Raw genomic sequence first — 19,495 nt, forward strand, 5'->3', positions numbered from 1 at the left:
GCCTCGGCGCCCGTTCCCGACCGCCCGGAGACCGAATGACCGGCTACATCCTGAAACGACTTCTCTCGGCGATCCCGGTCCTGGTCGGGATCACCGTCATCGTGTTCCTGATCATGGCGCTGATCCCGGGCGACCCGGCGACCGCGATCCTGGGAAGCTATGCCACGCCCGAGAATGTCGAGAAGCTGAACCGTGACCTGGGCCTCGACAAGTCCCTGGTGCAGCAGTACTTCATCTGGCTAGGCAACATGCTTCAGGGCGATTTCGGCACCTCCTTCGCGCTGAACCGCCCCGTTCTGGACGAGGTTCTGGAACGCTTCAACGCCACCCTGGTGCTGGCCGGCACCGCCTTCGTGATCTGCGCGATCCTCGGCGTGATGGCGGGCGTCGTGTCGGCCGCCAACCAGTACGGCTTGGCCGACAAGGCGATCACCTTCGCCGTGCTTCTGGGCATCTCGATCCCGTCCTTCTTCCTGGGCATGATGATGATCCTGTTCTTCGCGGTGAACCTGCGGCTCTTTCCCGTCTCGGGGATGTGGCCGATCTACGGCGAGCGCACCCTTGGCGTGCTGCTGAGCCATCTTGCCATGCCCGCCATCGCGCTGGCCGTCGTCGCCACCGGCGTGATCGCGCGGCTCTCGCGCTCGGCGATGCTCGAGGTGCTGCGGCAGGACTTCATCCGCACCGCCCGCGCCAAGGGCGTGCACGAGCGCGGCGTGATATGGCGGCACGCGCTCAAGGCGGCGATGGTCTCGATCATCCCGGTGCTGGGCATCCAGGCGGGCTTCGTGCTGTCCGGCGCCGTCTATATCGAGATCGTGTTCCAGTGGCCCGGCGTGGGCCGGATGCTGGTCGATGCGATCCTGAAGCGCGACATCCTTCTGGTGCAGGGCGGCGTCGTGCTGGTCGCGGCCTGCTATGTCCTTTTCAACATCGCGGTCGATGTCGCCCAGAGCCTGCTCGATCCGAGGATCAAGACGTGACCGCCTTCCTGAGGCTTCTCGCCCGCAACCGGCTGGCGCTGGCCGGCGGCGTCGTCCTGTCGGTCGTCGTCCTGCTGGCCCTGCTGACACCGATCCTGCCGCTGGCGGAGCCCGACGTCACCAACACGTCGAACCGCTTCCGCCCCCCCTTCAGCGAGGGGGCGCTTCTGGGAACGGATCATCTGGGACGCGACCTGCTGTCCCGGCTGATGTGGGGGACGCGGCTGTCGCTGGCCGTCGGCTTCGCGGCCGCGATCATCGCCGCCACCATCGGCGCGGCCATCGGGATCGTCGCGGGCTATTACGGCGGGCGCACCGACAACATCATCATGCGCGGCGTCGACATGCTTATGGCGTTTCCCTACATCCTGCTGGCGCTTGCGATCGTGGCAGCCCTGGGCCCCGGCCTGTTCAACGCGCTGATCGCGGTGGCGGCGGTCAACGTGCCGTTCTTCGCCCGCAACATCCGCGGCATCACCGTCAGCATCGCAAACAAGGAATTCGTCGATGCCGCGCGCCTTGCGGGCCTGTCGAACCGCCAGATCATCCTGTCCGAGATCCTGCCCAACGTGATCCCGGTGATCGTGATCGCCATGTCGACCACGATCGGCTGGATGATCCTCGAGACGGCGGGCCTGTCCTTCCTCGGCCTCGGCTCGCAACCGCCGCAGGCGGACCTGGGCTCGATGCTGGGCGAGGCGCGTTCGGCGCTGATCACGAACCCGCACACCTCCATCGTGCCCGGGCTGATGATCCTGCTGATCGTCATGTCGATCAACCTGCTGGGCGACGGGGTGCGCGACGCGCTCGACCCGCGGCTGAAATCCGGCGCGCTGTCGCGCCCCATGGCCGCGACCCGGGTGGATCGCCGGGCGACGCCGCCCGCCCCCACCGGCAAGGGCCTGCTGGAGGTCGGCGGCCTCGAGACCCAGTTCCACGTCAAGAACCGCGTCTATCGCGCGGTGGGCGGCGTCGATCTGCATGTCGAGAAGGGCGAGTGCCTTGGCATCATCGGCGAAAGCGGCTCGGGCAAGTCGGTCACGGCGCTGTCGATCATGGGGCTGGTCGCCTCTCCGCCGGGGGTCATCACCGGGGGTGCGGCGCATTACGATGGCGAGGACCTGATCGGCGCGCCCTATCGCCGGCTGCGCGACATGCGCGGGCGCAATGTCGCCTATATCTTCCAGGATCCGCTGGCCACGCTGCACCCGCTCTACCGCGTGGGCGACCAGCTGATCGAGGCGATCCGCGCGCATCGCCCGATCGGCCGGGACGAGGGGCGGGCGAAGGCGATCGACCTGCTGAAGGCGGTGCGGATCCCGAACGCGGAAAAGCGCATCACCGACTACCCGCACGAGATGTCGGGCGGGATGCGGCAGCGGGTGGGCATCGCCATGGCGCTTGCGAACGACCCCGACATCATCATCGCCGACGAACCGACCACGGCGCTTGATGTGACCGTGCAGGCGCAGGTGCTGACGATCCTCGACGATCTGCGCCGTTCGCGGGGTCTTGCCATCGTCTTCATCACCCATGACTTCGGCGTGGTGGCGCAGCTTTGCGACCGGGTGGCGGTGATGTATGCGGGCCGCATCGTGGAAGAGGGCGTCACCGGCGACATTCTCCGGGCGCCCCGGCATCCCTATACCGCCCGCCTGATGGCCTGTGTGCCGGAACTGGGCGCCGGCAAGCGCCGGCTCGAGGCCATTCCCGGCCTTCCGCCGGCGGTCGACAGGCTGCCCGCGGGCTGCGCCTTTGCGGATCGCTGCGACAGGGCCAGGGAAGAATGCCGCAAGGGCGACATCCCCCTTGCCCGCGACGGCACCCACGCGGTCCGCTGCCTGTATCCCGTGGACACGAGGGAGGCCGCGGAATGACCGACGCCCTGAAACTGACCGATCTGTCCAAGACCTTTCCGGTGGGGCGCTCGCTTCTCGGCTACCCAACCGGCTCGGTCCGCGCCGTGCACCCGCTGACGCTGAGTGTCCGGCAGGGCGAGACCCTGGGCATCGTGGGCGAGTCGGGCTGCGGGAAATCCACCCTCGCCCGGATGCTGGTGGGGCTTCTCGAGCCCACCACCGGCACCATAGAGATCGAGGGCGCGGCCCTCGACAACGCCGACCCCGCGGCCTTCGGCAAGCGCATCCAGTACGTCTTCCAGGACCCGATCTCCTCGCTCAATCCGCGCAAGACCATCCGGCAGATCCTGGAGGCGCCGCTCAGGCGGCTGCACCGCATGCCCGCCGACAAGCGGCGCGGGCGCATCCTGGAAATCCTCGACAGCGTGAACCTGCGCGAGGAGTTCCTCGACCGCTATCCGCACGAGTTCTCAGGCGGGCAGGCGCAGCGCATCGGCATCGCCCGCGCGCTGGCCGCCCAGGCCCGCATCCTGATCCTGGACGAGCCGGTCTCGGCGCTGGACGTTTCGGTCCAGGCGCAGGTGCTGAACCTGCTGGCCGACCTGCGCGCGAAGTTCGACCTGACCTACCTGTTCATCAGCCACGATCTTGCGGTGGTGGAGGCGGTCAGCGACAGGATCGCGGTGCTCTATTTCGGCGCGGTCGTCGAGATCGGCCCGGCCGAGGAAATATTTGCGGCACCCCGCCATCCCTACACGAAGCTGCTTGCCGACAGCGCCCCCGTGGTCGGCCGCGCGCTGACGCCCCCCGAGGCCGAGGGCACCGAACTGCCCGACCCGCTGAACCCGCCGCCGGGCTGCGCCTTTGCCGCCCGTTGCCCGCGCGCGACCGACCTGTGCCGATCGACCCGCCCGACCCTGTCGCCCATCACCGAACGCACCGAGGCAGCCTGCTTCCACCCGCTTCCGGGGTGAGCAGGCAGCCCGCCGGCACAGGTCTTCCCCTGCCATGTCCAGCGGCGCCGTGATCGGAAGTTGCGCTTCCTCGGGATCATTTCCAGGCGGCGTGCTCGACAAGGGACGCTCGATCTTGGCCCTTGCTGAGTCTCAACACAGCGCGTCTTGAGAGCATTGCCGAAGCCAACGACCACAGAATGCACCGCACGCCGACAACCAAACATTCTTAAAATAATGGTGCCCGGGGGCGGATTTGAACCACCGACACGCGGATTTTAAAGACCCGTTTTAATTTTAAGCTTTTGATTTTAAATGATTTAACTTGGTCAAATTGGGGTGTGCGAAAAACTGTTCGATGGAGGAGCGCTGCGCAGGCGGGAAAATAATTTCCCCGACACAGTAAACCAGAACACTGTTAAAATATAGTTTTTTTGAATTCTTGTGTTGAAACATCAGTACTACATTACCTTGTAGAACTCTGCTCGACACTTCGCACAGTCGGGGCGCCACAGTCGCCCAGCGCCCCAACTGTAGCTTATGGCCTAGACCTCTTCTTCCTCAACGCCAGCAAAGGCCGTGAAAGATGCGAACATAGCCGGTGGGCCAACGTACTGCTCGAATAGCACGCCGTCGCGGACGGAGAGCGCCGCCTGAATATCTTGTAGCGTAGCGAACTCGTACTCTCCATCTTCATCTTTTCGGGAAATCTCGATGAGATCTTCATCGCGCTCGATTTCAAAGCCTTTGGCACGCAGCTGCGCTTCGGCCCGATCCGACAGATGTAGCCACCCTTCACTATGGCCCATGAAAAGCGTGTGAACGCACGGCGTGGCCTCGCCTCCATCCCGGAGTGTGCCTTCTGGGTTCCGCGTCTCTCCGGAGAGGCTCGACTGGCTCAGGCAGCATAAGCCGAGGGGAGCCACAATTGCGGCCTTTCTCGACGCCATCATTGATAACCATGCACGAAGAACATCAGACACCACAGATCAAGCGGCCGACTTTCAACCTCGACCGCTTCCAGAAGCCGACCAGTCGCGCCAGGAACGGCAAGGAGGCGCTGATTGAGGAGATTGTGTCTCACTGCCGATGTAGGAGCGAGAAAGAGCGCACAGCTTTGGCGAAACGCATCGCTATCGCAACCAACACGTTTGGCTGGAACGAGACCGACTTGCACGCGCTCCTTGCGAAGCACCGCGACCCGAAGGTTAGGAACTATGGGGCGCTGGTGAATTGGTCTATACGGATAAAGAGCTCTACATAGACGGAGGCATAAATGGACGACAAAGACTTTGAAATAGCCAAATCTATGAACGAAAAATTAGTAGAGACGTCCAACGGTCTATTGAAGAGTATGCTACTCGTTCACTGTGGTGCACTTGTTGTGATGATTGGGTTCATTAGTAGCATCATCACATCGGGTCAGCTTGAGCTAAGCGGGGCACTAGAAAGCCTGACCCATCCACTGATCTGGTTCTGTATGGGAATCCTCGTCACCCTCGGATCGATGGGACTAGCGTACCTTACCAATTTCGCTCTGGTCGGTGACCTATTCAGCAGGGGAGCAGGATTAGATAAGCACTCCGGCCGTTGGCACACGATGTACCTCGTAATGTACATCAGCGCTCTGATTGGAAGTTGCGCGTCTTTGGGAATCTTTCTGGGCGGCGTGCTCGACGTAAGAAGCTCGATCTTAGCCCTGGCTGCGTTTCAACACAGCGCTCCTTGAAAGCATTCTGAGAGACAAGAACGAGACAACGCCCCAAGCGCCGACGAGGTAACATATTGAAAATAATGGTGCCAGGGGGCGGATTTGAACCACCGACACGCGGATTTTCAATTGGACTCGCGATCCGCGCAGGATGTCTCAAAGACGCTCTAGCAGTCACATGAGCGATTGAAAACCTTGATGTTTGAGCTTGGCAGATCGTCTCGGTCCGCCTCGCGCCGGAACATTGAAGCACGCTGCTCCTGCTACCCCAACTATACCCGAGGAAGCCGAAGACCACACGGGTATCTCGATTCAGCGTTGGCTGATCCAAAACCCTCCAAACCCTCTAGGGTTATCCCTGACGCGCCTCATCCGCCCGTATTATCATGGGCTTATGAAACGCAAGCTCACCACCAAGTTCATCGAAGGTCAAGGGCAGCAGTAGCGCGCAGCCTTGCCACAGGGGGCCGGTATGCATGGCGGCCTCCTGTGGCAAGGTTACGAACTAGAGAGCAATTTTTATATTCTGCTACCCCTTGAATAAGGGCCTTCTCGGACTATATCTCCAAAGCGGACATATTCCGTCCGCTTCCCAACCTTGTTTGATTGTATGAACGATCGCCGCATTATCTGCGGCGTTTTGCGTTGGGTCTTCATAAATATTCTCAAGAAAGAAAGGAGGGACGCGATTTGTGTATACGGATTATTTTTAATCAGCAGCTGATCATTGAGCTGCGTATTTCAAAAACATTGATCAAGCTGCTATTGCTGCTCATTCTCTAAGCTGAATTCGGTCAGAGCCAGATTTCCCTGGCTCTGGCCACTCACGCGTCGAGGGAGACCCAAACGCTAGACAGACGGCAAACCAGCGACGTAGGCTACCTGGGTGTAATTGCAGACAAACAGGTAGACGATGCGATATTTTCAGGTCTTGGCGCTGCTTGCGTCAAGCGTGGCGGTCTCAACCATCGCCAATGCACAGATGGCTCCCCTCTCTGGCTCCACCTATAACTTTGATCGCAACGAGAGCGTTGGTTTTCAATGTGTCTCAAAGGACGCTGACACTATCACCTGTTATTTTAGTAAGCGTTGGGTTGAGCCGCAGCTATCAAATGAGGACGCTGAAGCCGAGCGATCTGACCTTCTTGATCAATACTCTGATCCTTCGGAATTGGCTATACGATCACAGGCTGTGTGCAACGAGGTTGCATTCATCGAAAGCGCAGCTAACAACATCAATACTGAAAAGTTTGAGGCGTTGCACGAAGATGATGCTGAGAGAATACTCAGCGCGTATCGCAACTTCTGCAATGAACCAACCCAGAACGCGTTTGCGGCAGTTATAGACGCAAGTCTGGGCATTGAACAACGCACTTGCCGGATGCAGGTTGGCGTATGGGATCGAGAGTTTAAGAAAGTTGACGAGAAAACCTGGGTGCATTCCAGCTACGCAGTTACAACTACAAACAGCTGCAATATGATTAAGGTTGAACGACTTGAAACAGATATCGGTGGAATGCTTTGGAGTTATGTGGAGCGGGTAATTCCTGCAAACCCCAACTCCACCACTGAAAATGGACAGCTTTGCTCTCAGACCCATCCTGACAGTGAGACTATATACACTTGGGACGGAAACCGCCTGCCGATCAATTGCGATTATGTAGAGTTCTTCTAAGGCAAGCCGCATGTTTTATTTGAATTTTTTTTGACAAATACATATTTTATATTATATTTACACTAGCTGCATTGTTAGCCACCCATCACATCAACGCAATAAACGCTGCACTAAGCAGCGTGTTTTTTGGTGGGCGATTGAGGATAAACAATTGAAGGTAAAGCTAACAGTAAAGAAAGCACTTACATACGCATTGAAATATGCTTTTACGCGTTTTTGCTGCTGATAATAGCTAAGATGCTTTTAGGGGCATAAACGAAAAGATGGCGGCGCCGCTTTGGCGGCACTGCACTGCTTGGTGCTATAATGAGCGCATTACTATATATGCATCTATTTCCCATGCCAGTTTTTTACAAAGTCAACGCATTTTCAAAAGCGATGGGCGACAAGGATCACGAGTTCGGCGTGGATCAGCTCGCCATTGCTCTCACCAACACCGCTCCAGCGGCAGCCGCAGCGGTGATCGGCGACATCACCGAGATCGACTTACACCTTTTGCTCACCTCGAAACGTACCTATGATGACCTGCACAGCATTGCAGGAGGATGGATAGAGAACAGGCTAAATATAAAACGGGTACGTTTTTGGCGCAAGTCAAGAAGTGCATGTTTTCATGACCAGCTTGGCAATTACTACTCCTATACTACATCCATCTCACACCGAATTCGTGTGTTGGCGTTGTCCGCCGAAAACAAAGATGGAAGGCAAAGTTCGAAAACACATACAGCTAACTATCCGTTTTAATTTTTCCTTCGCGGCCCCTATATGCTTTTCGGCGCTCGACAAACGCGATGTCGCCCTCGCTGCGAACATTGATCAGGGCAGAGCGAACCCAAATGCGCTTTCCACTGGCGAGCATTCGCTCATGAGCACGTCTCAAATGGGGTATCGGACTGGCATGCGTTCCACCGTGGTCGCTACTGAGTGGCGTAGATCGAAGGGCGGTGATGTACTCAGCGGCATCAACTTCATAACGAGCGGGTATAGGGGGCTTGCCCTGCCTCTTACGCCTAGCGTTTATCACCGAAGGCGCACTCTTGAAGTCGATGCTACATCCACGAGTGTTCAGTATCGCAATAGCGAGCGGGTACAGCGACGATGCGACACGATCCGTCACGTCTGACTGCCATTTGCTCGCCCCCAAGAGCTTTATGTTTGTGCCGTTGGCAGTGTGCTCAAATAGAAAGTCGTTCATCCGTCGGAGACCTCTTGGCATCACAAAGAAGTCCCTAACAAACACCGTTCCATCGTCTTGCGGCCAAACGGCCCCAAGCAGCGTCATGGGTACTGCGATCCCGTCTTGTTTGAAGGTCGAAAGGTCGAAGAGGAACGCCCATGGATGAGTGTCGAAGGGTTGGCCAACATGATCCTTCAGCCCCTCCACCACGTTATTCACGCGACCATGAAGATCATCGTCGTTTTCGAACTGGCCGAGAGCGAAGATACGGCCTTCGTCAATCACGCCCTGCGGGATCGCGCCTTGTCTGGAAAGACTGGAAAGATTTTCAAGAACACGCTGTAGATTCATGTGACTTTTGTAGATTTGGTGCGGTGTTGAAGGATAGGGCGGAGATAAACTGGACACTCGAAAACGCGCTGGTCACAGGCGCCTAGAAACACTGCTGGGCGAGCTCTGTGTTCAAGCTACTGTGTTCTACGTGCTGTGGCCAACACATCGATTCCAAACAATGGGTTCAACACAGCTTTTCAGCCCGTTGAGCGCCCGTTCACCGCACGATGGGTATATCTTTGTATTTGAAGTCAAATGTGGTGCCCGCGGCGATTTTGAACCACCGGCACGCGGTTCTTCAATTGGGCTCGCGACCCGTGCGTGATATCTCAACACCCCTCTAGCAGTCACATGAACGCGTGAAAGCCCTGATCTTAGGGTTTTCGCAGTTCACCTAGCGCGAGGAAGAATTAAACACACCCCTCCTGCAACCCCCATGATACCAAACGGCGCTGATGACCACACAGTTGTCCCAATCCGGCGCACACCGCTCTAAAACACTATACTGCGTCTAGGGTTATCCCTGACGCGCCTCATCCGCCCATATTATCATGGGCTTATGAAACGCAAGCTCACCACCAAGTTCATCGAAGGCCAGAGGCCCGACCCATTGAAGCGCCTCGATTTCCGTGACGAGTTGATGCCAGGTCTCGTTCTGCGCATCTGCACGTCCGGCACCAAAACGTTCTGCCTGCACAAGCGTATCAACGGGAAGATGCGGCGACTGACCATTGGACGGTTCCCCGTCGTGTTGCTGGCCGATGCGCGTGAACGAGTGCGGCAGGTGCTCTACCAGATCGAGACGGGACGGTTCGAGGACCGCACGGGCGTCGAGGTCGAGGCTAAACCGACGCTCGGTGACGTGATCCCCGACTACATCGACAAACACGCCAAGGTTCACAACCGCGACTGGAAGAACAAGGCACGGCTGATTGCTAAGTTCACCACGCTGCACGGCAAGCGGGTCGACGAGATCAAGCGCGCCGATGTCGTGAAAGCCTGCGACGTGATCTACAAATCCGCGCCCGTCAGCGCGAACCGCGCGCTGGCTCACCTGAAGCATGTCATGAACTGGTGCGTCGAGCGTGGGATCATCGACGCGTCCCCTATCGCAGGGATGAAGCCCCTCACCAAGGAGCGGTCGCGCGAACGCGTGCTGACCGACGACGAGCTGGGCGCGCTGTGGACGGCTTGCGATGCCGAAGGCTATCCTTTCGGGGATTGCATGAAGCTGCTGATCCTCAGCGGCCAGAGACGTGCCGAGGTCGCCGAGTTGCGGTGGTCCGAACTCGACCTCGATAGGCGCTTGTGGGTCCTCCCTTCGCAGCGTGCCAAGAACGGCAGGCAGCACACCGTCCCGATCACGGACGCGATGCTGGACGTCCTGCGCAGGGTGCCGAGGTTCCTCGGGTCGGACTACGTGTTCACGACCACCGGCAAATCGCCCATCTCGGGGTTCGGTCGCCTGAAAGACCGGCTCGACAAGGCACTACCCGAAGGGACGGAACCGTGGATCATTCACGACCTGCGCCGCACGATGTCCACCAACATGGCGATGCTGGGCGTCCCGCAGCCCGTGACAGAGGCGCTGTTGAACCACAAGACGGGTGTGGTCTCGGGCGTGGCCGCTATCTACAATGTCTATTCATACGCGGACGAGAAGCGCGAGGCGCTTGCGCTTTGGAATAGGCATGTCGAAAAAGTCACCAGATCAGCCGTACTATCTGAAATACCGCGACTTGGGTTGGTTAGATCGACCACTACCACAAGCGCCTGAGTTCTTCCCGCAAAAAGCAGTTGACCGGTTGTGTCGCATTGCTGGGGCGGATGATGAAACCGACCGTACTCGCCTAGCTGATGAACTTCGCACCATCGCTGATGTCTTCTGGGTCGCGGCAATGTCCAGCCCTCTCGGCGCCCAAGGGGGGCCAGCGTCACAGACACCAGACGAAAGAAAGCGAAAGATCACGAGTTCAGTTCTGCGCCCTGCCGAGAAGTTGATCGAAGCACTTTCCGATGAGAACCTGACACTACTCTCTGAATGGCCTGATGAACTGCCGTCAACCCCTCCGAATCGAGATACCCTCATTGATGAATTGATCAAAATCAGGAACCGCACCCGCGATCTTTTCGAGGTGTTGGATGATCGAAAACGAAAAGGCTCGGCGATTTCGCAAGAGTTCAAGATCGATTTGGCAAACGCGCTAGCAGAAGTGTTTGAACGATATTTTCCAAACGCGCAGCCGTCACGCGGTGGCTATGATCGAACACAGAATCCAAGCAGCGAGTATCAGGCTTTTCTTACGACCTGTGCAAAGGAAGTATTCGGCGACGATTTCAAGTTTTCGGGGAACGTCTTGGACGAAGTCGCCAAGTTGCGCGGCAACCGATAAACCTACGCACCGAACGCGCAGCCTTGGCTACACCTCTGATATCGCAGGATTTCAATCTATCATATGTTGTCCACACATGGGGCCGGCCTCTTTGTCAAACTGACGAAAGGGAAAACCATGAAGGACGAAATACACCTGCGAACCCTCGCTTCCCGCGCTGACCTCAAGCGCCTTGGTATCAACGTGAGCAACACGACCCTGCTACGCTGGGAGGCCCGTGGGCGCTTCCCTCGGCGTATCAGGATGGCCGGGACAAGCGTTGCGTGGTTCCTGTCCAAAATCGAGGAGTGGCTCTCTGAACGCGCCGCCGAGCGCGCCCGCACACATTATGCAGACGCGGGGTGAACCAGCCATGAAGATCAACATGAAAAGGGGCTATTGCCCAAAATGCCTGGAAGACCTGGGCGTGCTGAACAGCCCGAAGCACCTTAGGGTGCTCGAAGCCCAAGGCAAATTTCCTCGCCGGATCGGACCTCTAATGTGGGACGCGGACGAGGTTGACGACTGGTTTGAGCAGATCACCGGCAGCCGGCCACGAAGGCCCTCCAGCGACCACTGACAACATCATCGGTGGGGCGACAAGCGCCCTGCCACCTTCCCAGACTCTCCGAAAGGACAGAACATGCCTTCCAGCGTGAAAGCACAACGTCGCCCGCTTTTCGGGCACCCCTATGAGTTCAAGGACTACGACGACGATTTCGCCATCCACCAGAGCATGGTGGGCTTTCTGCACGATATTTGGAAAGGCGCGCCGAAGGACAGTTTCCTTTTCGTCGCCACGTCCGAACCTCGTGGCGAACGCTGGCGTGAACATGCGATCAGCGCCGACAAGATGATTGTGGGACTGAACAGGTTTCTCCGGGCGCACTCGCGCTGGGATTACAACCTCTATTTTTGCCCGAACCCGTTTTCACTCGCGCGGCGGAAGAGGGCGTTTGCCCTGCCATCCCGGTTGGGCTAGTGCGACATGGATGACAGCGATCCCGACGCCTACCGACCACAGCCCAACCACGTGTGGGAGACGTCGCCCAATCGCTTCCAAGCACTTTGGCTCTGGGATGCGCGGCACGATATCCGCGAGGCTGAGGCGTTTTCCCGTGCGCTGGCTGCGCGGCACGGTGGGGATACCGGCTGGTCGATCACGAAGATGATGCGCGTCCCCGGTTCCATCAATCACAAGCCCAAGTACGACGAGCCAGTCGTTCGGCTGGTTTCGCGTAACTGGCGAAAGACGCCTAAGCGCCCGGAGCCTTTGCCAGACATCCAACGGGCCGAACCCGAAGCGCTGGCCATGAACCCGCACGCACATGACCGCCTCGCCGTACTGCGCAAGTACCGATCTAAGCTGGACACCTCGACGCGCCACCTGATCCGGCACAACCGCGTTATGGCACCGGATCGGTCCAGCAGGATCTTCGCGATGGTCGCTGGCCTCTACGAGGCAGGCGCAACACTCGACGAGATTGCCAGTGTGATCTGGTCTAGTCCGTACTTCCGCGACAAATATGGTGACGACCAGAACGCGCTGGAGGCCGAGGTATCGCGCATCATCGCGAGAGTGGGGACAACGCGATGACTTCCAAGAAGAAGGAACTGTTTGTCGATCTGGACACCATCGATCCGAAAGAGGTTGACTGGCTCTGGGAACCATTCATCCCGTTCAGCATGATTACTATCATGGAAGGCGATCCCGGCGTCGGAAAATCCTTCCTTGCCATGCAACTCGCCGTTCAGGTCAGCATCGGTGGCGAACTGCCCGAGGGGCAGAAGCTAGGGCGGGGTCGGGTGCTTTACCTCAGCGCCGAGGACGATGCGGCGTACACCATCAGGCCGCGCATCGATGCGATGGGGGGTGATCCTTCCCGTATCCGTGTGCAGGGCGATTTCCTATCCCTCGACGAAGACGGGCTGAAAGCCCTCATGCGCGAGGTGAGGCGCACGCCACCCGATTTACTGATTCTCGCCCCCCTGTTCGCCTACGTCCCCAGTGGCCAGGACATGTATAAGCCGAACGTAATCCGGCAGCTGCTGTCCTTCCTGAAGGACATTGCCGAAGCTGGCGAGACAGCCGTCCTGATCGTCCGCCACCTAACTAAGGCTAAGCATGACAAGGCCATCTATCGGGGTGGTGGGTCGATGGACGTGATCGGCGCGGCGCGGTCGGCGTTTCTGGTGTGCGAACATCCGAACGACAGTTCCACCAAGCTTGTCGTTCATATCAAGCACAACATTGCCGTTCGGGGGCAGACTCAGAGCTACGAAATCTACTCCGAGGACGGGGGCATGGCGACGTTGAATTGGCTAGGGCCATCGGACATCACCATTGATGACCTGATATCGTCCGAGGGTGGCACTCCCCGAATGTCCGCGCTCGACGAGGCGATCGAGTTCCTGCGCATGTTCCTCAAGAACGGGCCAGAGCCGACGACTAAGGTCGAGAAGGAGGCTGCCGCTCGCGACATTTCCAAGAAGACGCTGGAACGCGCCCGGCGATCCTTGGGCGTCGTGTCTAAGAAGAAAGGTAAAATCTGGGACCTGTCGCTGCCAGACGAAGTGTGACCACAGGTGGGATATAAAGTGCGCCAAGAACGCCAACAGCGCCATCGTGTTTGTTGGCGAACTTCGGCTCCCTCAACATCGCCATGAACACGTGTGACGGCCTTGGCGTTCTTGACGTTCTTGAAATCGGCTAGGGGCTAAAAACCTCGGCAGTATGTATGACCCGTTGTCCGTCCACAGGGCGCGCGCCCCAAAAAAACACCACCCCCTATCCCACTGTGATTGCCCCATCAGTGCGCCGCCGTGAGGATAGGCGGGACGCTCCAGACCGACCCGATGACTATCTATCAGTCTGTCGGGTGCAAGCCGGACCCAAATTGCCGAGTCATTACATGCTGTCCGAATCCGCGCTGGGTTTCGGCATCGCGCGCCGGGTTCCACTCGGGTGGCAAACTGCTAGGGCGGACGCCCTCGCGCGCCTCATTGGACGCGGCCCCTGCGATGTCAGTCGCCGCAGGGCGATGGCGAGGCTGGACAAAGGCAGCCTCGACAAGAAGCTTCCTTATGTCAGGTCACGGACGCGGGCGCACGGGAAGGGGCATCGCTCGCGCCAATACCCTGCTGGCTTGCTGTAACGCCTGCGCAACAGGTCCGCATGCCATCCCTAGTCAGGGTGCCTCCTGTTACAGCGAACTCACCACCAACCGGAGGCCACCCTAGCCGCACAGGCCACAGATTGGGCGCAGGAGGGGTGGCAGCAGGGCGGACACCTTCAGCGCGCCTAAAATGCCGGGACTGCCGCCTGCGGTCCGCTCCGGCGCTCTGCAGGCACCTGCGCACTGGCATGGTAGTCTCCTCCGCACCCAGAGGCGGGCCACAGCGCGTCAGCCGGGATTACGGCGGGATCACCATGCGCGCGGAGCGCCCCGGCCCTCCTGGCTCAACACAACGCTGCCGCGCACGCGTGTCACTCTCGACCCTCGGGGTTATTTGCAGGCCCGGTCAGACGCGAGCCAGCGCGCGCCGCATATCGCTCAACGTCGACTTAAACGGGTGCTCTGACATGCTCAAGTTGAGGGGCAAGGGCGGCCCATTCCTGATCAGCGTTTCTTCAAGCGACCACGGCACGTCATGATGTGCGACGGAAATCCCCGCGTGCTTGGCGATCCATTCTGACAGCTTGTCCTCGTGGTGGCGGTCCATGCGAACGCGGTTCCGCGCGTCGCGCCAGAACTCAAGTTCAAGCTCCTGTTCCAGCAGTGCCGCCAGCGACAGGCGCAGGGTCGAGCTGCGCACGGTGCCGCGCAGGTGGTTCCTCCAGAGACGGCTCTTCACGGGTGTTGGCGCACCTCGCCGCACAAGCCGATCCTTCGGCGGTGCGATGCCGATGTACAGCAGGTACTTGCCCTCGCGCATGATGCACCCACTTCTCGGCACAATTGGCAGGCAATGGTCGAACCACCACCCATAGAGTCCGTGCGAAATCGACTGCCGGTCGATGAAGTCCAATACATGATCGGGGGGCAAGAGGGTTTCAGGCGATAGCACGGCGGCCGCGTCATCATATAGACTATGAGTCAACCACGAGGGCGCATGTCCCCTTGCCTCTTGCTGCATTGCTAAACATCACCGGTGACCTCGGCCTCCCGTCAGCCTAAGTCGATTATGACTCATAGTCTATGGCTGTGATCGAGACTGCCATGCGCCATGCCGCGCATGTCTGTCCAGTCGCGCGTTTCGAGAAATATCCAGAGGATCAGGAGGGAGAAGGACCTTTCGCAGGAAGAGGTCGCCCATCGCACGGATATTCACCAGACATACCTGAGCGGCGTCGAGACCGGGAAGCGCAACCCGTCGATCTTGGTGGTCGAGCGCATCGCCAAGGCCCTCGGCGTGGACGTCTCGGAAATCTTCAAGCCGAACTAGGGTTATCCCTGACACGCTCTGGCCTTGCGTCTTATCGATCTGCATCAGAAACTTAGGAGATCGACATGACCGATATCGTGACGCTCAAGGCCATCTGCGACGAACTCAAGATCGACCCGCGCGAGGCACGTGAACGCCTGCGCACCGCCGCCGGCGACGCCAAGGCGAACCCTGAACTGGCGAAGGTGCGGAAGCCGCGCGCACCGTGGCAGTGGGTGAAGGGGTCCGCTGCACATAATGACGCAAGAAAATTCTTGAAGAGTTGAAGCAAGCTTCACGCAACATTAAGCTCGGTTCTTAGGCGGCTTGAAAGAGTTGCCTAATTTCTTTTGCTGAAGCCGAAGGTATATCAAGTGCATCAACGTTTTGACGCCGCACCCATAGCCGCGCCTCCTCTTGAGACATGTCAACCCGTCGAGCTATTCTTTGAAGTTTCGTCGAAGTAAAGCGCGACAGCCCCAGTCCGATGAAGCTCATCATTGATACCGAACTCGCACCCATCTCGAGGTACAGAGGAATCGCAGGTATCGATTTAACACTATCTTCATAGCCATGTTTGCGTAATGCAAACTCGAGCACCGCGTTATAGCAGGAGAACAGTCTAACGTACTTGAATCTAACGTCATTCTCAATTTCAGTTAGCGTCTTCCTGATAACTGTTGCAGTGTTGGATTTAATACCGTGATCTTGATTAAATTTGAGATTGGCATCAATAATCATGGGTAGAGGATCCCCGCGCATCCAGCGCCGAATAAGCTGGGTGAAGTACTTTGCTGATTTGTCTTTCTTAGGTAGTTTCAAAATCTCCTGATGACACCGTTGCAACACTGCAATGTAGCTATGATATGCGTTTGGGTCTCGGGGGTGTTTGGGGATCACATAGTCGGGCCCCTTGGATTTGAGGCTTTTTTCCAATCTATCCAGTAAGGATTGCTGCCTATAAATAGAAACTGTGGGCGCAGAAGAAATCGTTTTCTCGTCCAAGTCTACTGCGTCGAGCGCTTGCGCAATTGAAGCTTGTAGTTCGATCCTTGTTTGGTTGCCTTCATCAAGCCCAGCTCTGGACAGTGTATCACCTAGCCGACCTTTCATTTGGTCCTGTACAAGCTTCACGAATGTATTTTCATACTCATCCTGCACTCGCGGGTCGGGCACTCGATCTCTGTCTCTGATATACTCGATCAAACCATCAGCTTGACTGGCTAAGTGCGAGAGGAGTGTTGGTTCGACTTCTCGATCACTAGATCCCGATAAGGGATCAGCCTCCCACGATCCGTAATCAATTAGGAATATGTTGCCAGAGAACTCTTTTCCCAATCGGCCGGCACGTCCTGCGAGATTCCAAAAATCAACAGAAGATATTGGATCATCGCCTTTTCGCGGATTATGAAGGAAGAGATTTCGAGCAGGTAAGTTCACACCCTGAAGCAAGGTACTGGTAGTCACAAGATAGTTCAAAGTCCCTTCGCTGAAGGCATCTTCAATGGCTTTGCGTACCAAGGAGGGAAGTCGGCCATAGTGGTATCCAACGCCTTGTAGTACGAACGACGCCAATTGGAAATCTGGATGAACTGCTTCCTTTACAAACTTCGATAGCTCTTCTTGGGCAGCGGTCGGTACTCTCCCCTCCACATCACTCAATCCAAAAGCTATTTCCTCACATTCACTTGGGCCATACGCATAAAAGAGGCTTTGCCCTTTTCCGCCCAAACGCAGCCCCAAATTCACAAGCTTTGACTTGTGATCTTGTAATGGCTGATCGCACCCAACCGTACCAAGTTCGATGGGCTGTCCATCATTCCAAAAAGACACCTTGGCGCTGTATTGATCAGTATTGCCTGTATCCAAGAAAAAGATGTTCTGGGCGACCGATGGCTCATCGGTCGAAACTGGGACGGCTTCTCGAGCAAACCCATGAGCAAGCTTTTCTGGAGCAGAAAGGTTGGGGCCAGCGAATACTAACTGGCATTTGTCAAAACGCCTCAAGCTCTCTTCGATGACAGCAGAAAGCAAAACCCCACGTGGTCCATCGCCAAGGTTCTGCGCTTCATCGACCACGAGGAGTTCGGGAGAGAGGTTTGGATGAGCCGACAACAAAAGCTGCATTCGCTCTTGCGTAACGACAAACACAGCCTTCGCGGGCAACTTCCCTTCCGGTGGGATAGGTGTCGTAATCAACTCGACGTCAAGGCCTGAACTTGTTAGCCATGAGGAAACATCCTCGGAGACCTGAGTAATCAAAGCTCGCGAAGGAACCAAGATAGACGCATACGATATTTGTTCTTCTTCAAATTGCTTTCTAGCGTAAGACTGCAAGACAAACGACTTGCCTGCTGATGTCGGAGCAGAAATACCGATAGTGCGTTGGGAACTTAGCTTGTTCCATAGGCCGAACTGAAAATCTGTCAGTGAGAGATCTTGAGCACCCAGCGTCACGCTGTTGCGCTGTCGGCGGGCCGAGTTCTCCGCAATTGTTCTTTGGGGTAACGCGAATTCACTGACGTCGTAACGCCGCTTCGCGAACTCCATTGCCGGGAAGTTCCCAAGACGACCCAATGCCAACAACAGGGCATATACCGAACCTGGGTGTGTCTCCGATGCATACTCTGATATTCCAGTAGCAATCTCATATGAGCGTTTGCGCAGCTCAGACCGCTCCGAACACGCGAGCGTCAGAGCGCTGGATGTTAAACGACTAAGCATTAAATTGCGCTCTGCATCTTCACCGGCGGCGCTGTAAAACCCAAACATATCTGAGAAAACAAGGTTCCTTAGATTACTCGTATCGTTGTGAAATTTTGGGTTGGACCAAATCCGTTCAGCTAGCTCTTCAATCATTGGGCCAACCTATTCTAGTCTGAAATTTGTCTCGAAACCCTTGAGCCGAGGGGACAGGAACAAGAAAGAACTCAAATCGAATGTCTCCCATTTCACGATCTTTAAGTTTCTTGGGTAGAGACTTTATGAAATCGCTGACGGCCTTGTTTACAGCTTCGGTAAATGCATGCTCACTATTATCGGATGGAAAATCAAAAACTAACAGACAAGCAAAGACGGTAATACATTGATTGTAGTCTTCACTGTAGGGATCGAGATAGTTGATGAAGGCTTGCTTCGCCTCTTCGGTTGCAGTGTTGAAATCAGAGAAACTTGACACAACTTTAACTTCGAAATCTTGACCGCCCTCATCAATGAACTCTTTGATCGATTTCATCGCGCTACTAAAGGCGTTTCCTAGAGAGTTATGCGCTTTGGACTCTCCCCAATAAAGAAGGAGCTTTTTCGTTTCATTGTCGAATTTTGCATGAATTCCGTCAGTTCCGTGCACTGGCATGTTGTTGTTGGTCTTAAGGTACATTTTCGATACGATCTGCGGCGCCCCAAGTAGCCACTCGACCAAAACGAAAAGTAGGATTTCTCCAGCCTCTCCTGACCTGTGACTACCTTTCTTTGCCTTTATAAAGAGACTGCGAGCACGCTCGTGTAATTGCGTCGAAATCTGATTGACCAAGACTGTATCATTATCAGCCAGTGCTTGTTTCATTCTGTCGTGAGCGGGTGCGATCTCTGACCGTGGCAAGCAGAACGAGACAATTTGATGGTACAAGATCTCAAGGAATTCGTCGAATGTCTGTTTTCCATCCCTGAATGCAATGTAACTACAGCGAACGTCGATGCGGTCACCGAGTTCATCGGTGTCATAACTCAAGTGTCGTATTCGACTTGATAGGCTTTCAAAATTACTTAATAAACTTTCAAGTTGTTCTGCTATTAACATTGCCGCCCGCCGGAACTCGCCTGAACTGAGGCGCGCTACGCTCATGGTTGAATTTTTTATCAACAATTCAACACTTTCGCTCAGCAATCAAGAGGGATAGACTCTAGCTTCGCCGCAGGCCCCCCTTCTGTTACCTCCTTGTTCAACGCAGCACCCAAACGACACCCCGGCATGTGATGGAGAAATGCCCAAACACCAAGACGGCTCA

20 protein-coding genes are annotated in these 19,495 nt (G+C 56.7%); 15 read left to right on the plus strand and 5 right to left on the minus strand.

Going from position 1 to position 19,495, the window contains the following annotated elements; genetic code table 11:
• Positions 1-35: 35 nt before the first annotated feature.
• From HMH01_RS11405 to HMH01_RS11415, 3 genes are read left to right on the plus strand one after another with little or no spacing between them, the layout of a single operon-like run.
• Positions 36-983 (plus strand): ABC transporter permease, encoded by a 948-nt coding sequence (locus tag HMH01_RS11405; protein ID WP_171325645.1) that lies wholly within the window; start codon positions 36-38, stop codon positions 981-983.
• Positions 980-2,860: an oligopeptide/dipeptide ABC transporter ATP-binding protein gene (locus HMH01_RS11410; protein WP_171325647.1), complete on the plus strand. Its 1,881-nt coding sequence runs from the start codon at positions 980-982 to the stop codon at positions 2,858-2,860. Before HMH01_RS11405 ends, HMH01_RS11410 begins: the two co-directional genes overlap by 4 nt.
• Positions 2,857-3,816, plus strand: a complete 960-nt coding sequence (locus tag HMH01_RS11415; protein WP_171325649.1) for an ABC transporter ATP-binding protein — start codon at positions 2,857-2,859, stop codon at positions 3,814-3,816. Before HMH01_RS11410 ends, HMH01_RS11415 begins: the two co-directional genes overlap by 4 nt.
• A 524-nt stretch (positions 3,817-4,340) precedes the next feature.
• Here the strand turns inward: HMH01_RS11415 and HMH01_RS11420 are convergent.
• Entirely contained in the window at positions 4,341-4,604 is a 264-nt protein-coding gene (locus tag HMH01_RS11420) for a hypothetical protein (protein WP_171325651.1), read from the minus strand.
• A 467-nt stretch (positions 4,605-5,071) separates the two neighbouring features.
• On the opposite strand from HMH01_RS11420, the gene HMH01_RS11425 reads away from it, so the two are divergent.
• From HMH01_RS11425 to HMH01_RS11435, 3 genes are all read left to right on the plus strand, one after another.
• Positions 5,072-5,524, plus strand: a complete 453-nt coding sequence (locus tag HMH01_RS11425; RefSeq protein ID WP_171325653.1) for a hypothetical protein — start codon at positions 5,072-5,074, stop codon at positions 5,522-5,524.
• A gap of 895 nt (positions 5,525-6,419) precedes the next feature.
• On the plus strand, positions 6,420-7,181 hold the full coding sequence (locus tag HMH01_RS11430; RefSeq protein ID WP_171325655.1) for a hypothetical protein: 762 nt from the start codon (positions 6,420-6,422) through the stop codon (positions 7,179-7,181).
• A 378-nt stretch (positions 7,182-7,559) separates the two neighbouring features.
• Entirely contained in the window at positions 7,560-7,925 is a 366-nt protein-coding gene (locus HMH01_RS11435) for a hypothetical protein (RefSeq protein ID WP_171325657.1), read from the plus strand.
• Here the strand turns inward: HMH01_RS11435 and HMH01_RS11440 are convergent.
• Positions 7,909-8,709: a hypothetical protein gene (locus tag HMH01_RS11440; protein WP_171325659.1), complete on the minus strand. Its 801-nt coding sequence runs from the start codon at positions 8,707-8,709 to the stop codon at positions 7,909-7,911. The two genes, HMH01_RS11435 and HMH01_RS11440, sit on opposite strands and share 17 nt — an antisense overlap.
• A 541-nt stretch (positions 8,710-9,250) precedes the next feature.
• Between HMH01_RS11440 and HMH01_RS11445 the strand changes: the two genes are divergently transcribed.
• From HMH01_RS11445 to HMH01_RS11475, 7 genes are all read left to right on the plus strand, one after another.
• Positions 9,251-10,468, plus strand: coding sequence for a tyrosine-type recombinase/integrase (locus HMH01_RS11445; RefSeq protein ID WP_171325661.1), 1,218 nt, complete (start codon positions 9,251-9,253; stop codon positions 10,466-10,468).
• Positions 10,431-11,084: a hypothetical protein gene (locus HMH01_RS11450; protein ID WP_171325663.1), complete on the plus strand. Its 654-nt coding sequence runs from the start codon at positions 10,431-10,433 to the stop codon at positions 11,082-11,084. Before HMH01_RS11445 ends, HMH01_RS11450 begins: the two co-directional genes overlap by 38 nt.
• A gap of 117 nt (positions 11,085-11,201) precedes the next feature.
• Positions 11,202-11,429: a helix-turn-helix transcriptional regulator gene (locus HMH01_RS11455; protein WP_171325665.1), complete on the plus strand. Its 228-nt coding sequence runs from the start codon at positions 11,202-11,204 to the stop codon at positions 11,427-11,429.
• 7 nt (positions 11,430-11,436) lie between these two features.
• Positions 11,437-11,643: a hypothetical protein gene (locus HMH01_RS11460; protein WP_246237395.1), complete on the plus strand. Its 207-nt coding sequence runs from the start codon at positions 11,437-11,439 to the stop codon at positions 11,641-11,643.
• A 63-nt stretch (positions 11,644-11,706) separates the two neighbouring features.
• The gene (locus HMH01_RS11465; RefSeq protein ID WP_171325667.1) at positions 11,707-12,045 is read left to right on the plus strand and encodes a hypothetical protein; all 339 of its coding nucleotides are present in this window, start codon (positions 11,707-11,709) and stop codon (positions 12,043-12,045) included.
• A 6-nt stretch (positions 12,046-12,051) separates the two neighbouring features.
• Positions 12,052-12,660 carry a DNA-primase RepB domain-containing protein gene (locus HMH01_RS11470; protein WP_171325668.1) on the plus strand — a complete coding sequence of 203 codons (609 nt, stop codon included), beginning with the start codon at positions 12,052-12,054 and terminating at the stop codon, positions 12,658-12,660.
• A complete protein-coding gene (locus tag HMH01_RS11475; RefSeq protein ID WP_171325670.1) occupies positions 12,657-13,643 on the plus strand; it encodes an AAA family ATPase in 987 nt (328 codons plus the stop codon). Before HMH01_RS11470 ends, HMH01_RS11475 begins: the two co-directional genes overlap by 4 nt.
• Before the next feature lie 942 nt (positions 13,644-14,585).
• On the opposite strand, the gene HMH01_RS11480 is transcribed toward HMH01_RS11475, so the two are convergent.
• Complete coding sequence (locus HMH01_RS11480; protein ID WP_343035259.1) at positions 14,586-15,200, minus strand: GIY-YIG nuclease family protein; 615 nt, start codon at positions 15,198-15,200, stop codon at positions 14,586-14,588.
• A 99-nt stretch (positions 15,201-15,299) separates the two neighbouring features.
• On the opposite strand from HMH01_RS11480, the gene HMH01_RS11485 reads away from it, so the two are divergent.
• Both HMH01_RS11485 and HMH01_RS11490 read left to right on the plus strand, forming a co-directional pair.
• Entirely contained in the window at positions 15,300-15,509 is a 210-nt protein-coding gene (locus HMH01_RS11485; protein WP_246237396.1) for a helix-turn-helix domain-containing protein, read from the plus strand.
• Between the two features lie 65 nt (positions 15,510-15,574).
• Positions 15,575-15,775 (plus strand): hypothetical protein, encoded by a 201-nt coding sequence (locus HMH01_RS11490; RefSeq protein WP_171325676.1) that lies wholly within the window; start codon positions 15,575-15,577, stop codon positions 15,773-15,775.
• Positions 15,776-15,806: 31 nt separating this feature from the next.
• On the opposite strand, the gene HMH01_RS11495 is transcribed toward HMH01_RS11490, so the two are convergent.
• Positions 15,807-18,347: a DEAD/DEAH box helicase gene (locus HMH01_RS11495; RefSeq protein ID WP_171325678.1), complete on the minus strand. Its 2,541-nt coding sequence runs from the start codon at positions 18,345-18,347 to the stop codon at positions 15,807-15,809.
• Positions 18,340-19,332, minus strand: coding sequence for a HamA C-terminal domain-containing protein (locus HMH01_RS11500; RefSeq protein ID WP_171325680.1), 993 nt, complete (start codon positions 19,330-19,332; stop codon positions 18,340-18,342). Before HMH01_RS11500 ends, HMH01_RS11495 begins: the two co-directional genes overlap by 8 nt.
• Positions 19,333-19,495 lie beyond the last annotated feature (163 nt).

The organism is Halovulum dunhuangense, assembly GCF_013093415.1.
Classification (GTDB): domain Bacteria; phylum Pseudomonadota; class Alphaproteobacteria; order Rhodobacterales; family Rhodobacteraceae; genus Halovulum; species Halovulum dunhuangense.

Bases quoted from the DNA above. Each gene is read 5' to 3' on its own strand.
- HMH01_RS11405 (WP_171325645.1), top strand. From the start codon at position 36: ATGACCGGCTACATCCTGAAACGACTTCTCTCGGCGATCCCGGTCCTG.
- HMH01_RS11415 (WP_171325649.1), top strand. From the start codon at position 2,857: ATGACCGACGCCCTGAAACTGACCGATCTGTCCAAGACCTTTCCGGTG.
- HMH01_RS11420 (WP_171325651.1), bottom strand. From the start codon at position 4,604: ATGGGCCATAGTGAAGGGTGGCTACATCTGTCGGATCGGGCCGAAGCG.
- HMH01_RS11425 (WP_171325653.1), top strand. From the start codon at position 5,072: ATGGACGACAAAGACTTTGAAATAGCCAAATCTATGAACGAAAAATTA.
- HMH01_RS11430 (WP_171325655.1), top strand. From the start codon at position 6,420: ATGCGATATTTTCAGGTCTTGGCGCTGCTTGCGTCAAGCGTGGCGGTC.
- HMH01_RS11435 (WP_171325657.1), top strand. From the start codon at position 7,560: ATGGGCGACAAGGATCACGAGTTCGGCGTGGATCAGCTCGCCATTGCT.
- HMH01_RS11440 (WP_171325659.1), bottom strand. From the start codon at position 8,709: ATGAATCTACAGCGTGTTCTTGAAAATCTTTCCAGTCTTTCCAGACAA.
- HMH01_RS11445 (WP_171325661.1), top strand. From the start codon at position 9,251: ATGAAACGCAAGCTCACCACCAAGTTCATCGAAGGCCAGAGGCCCGAC.
- HMH01_RS11455 (WP_171325665.1), top strand. From the start codon at position 11,202: ATGAAGGACGAAATACACCTGCGAACCCTCGCTTCCCGCGCTGACCTC.
- HMH01_RS11460 (WP_246237395.1), top strand. From the start codon at position 11,437: ATGAAGATCAACATGAAAAGGGGCTATTGCCCAAAATGCCTGGAAGAC.
- HMH01_RS11465 (WP_171325667.1), top strand. From the start codon at position 11,707: ATGCCTTCCAGCGTGAAAGCACAACGTCGCCCGCTTTTCGGGCACCCC.
- HMH01_RS11470 (WP_171325668.1), top strand. From the start codon at position 12,052: ATGGATGACAGCGATCCCGACGCCTACCGACCACAGCCCAACCACGTG.
- HMH01_RS11475 (WP_171325670.1), top strand. From the start codon at position 12,657: ATGACTTCCAAGAAGAAGGAACTGTTTGTCGATCTGGACACCATCGAT.
- HMH01_RS11480 (WP_343035259.1), bottom strand. From the start codon at position 15,200: ATGCAGCAAGAGGCAAGGGGACATGCGCCCTCGTGGTTGACTCATAGT.
- HMH01_RS11485 (WP_246237396.1), top strand. From the start codon at position 15,300: ATGTCTGTCCAGTCGCGCGTTTCGAGAAATATCCAGAGGATCAGGAGG.
- HMH01_RS11490 (WP_171325676.1), top strand. From the start codon at position 15,575: ATGACCGATATCGTGACGCTCAAGGCCATCTGCGACGAACTCAAGATC.
- HMH01_RS11495 (WP_171325678.1), bottom strand. From the start codon at position 18,347: ATGATTGAAGAGCTAGCTGAACGGATTTGGTCCAACCCAAAATTTCAC.
- HMH01_RS11500 (WP_171325680.1), bottom strand. From the start codon at position 19,332: ATGAGCGTAGCGCGCCTCAGTTCAGGCGAGTTCCGGCGGGCGGCAATG.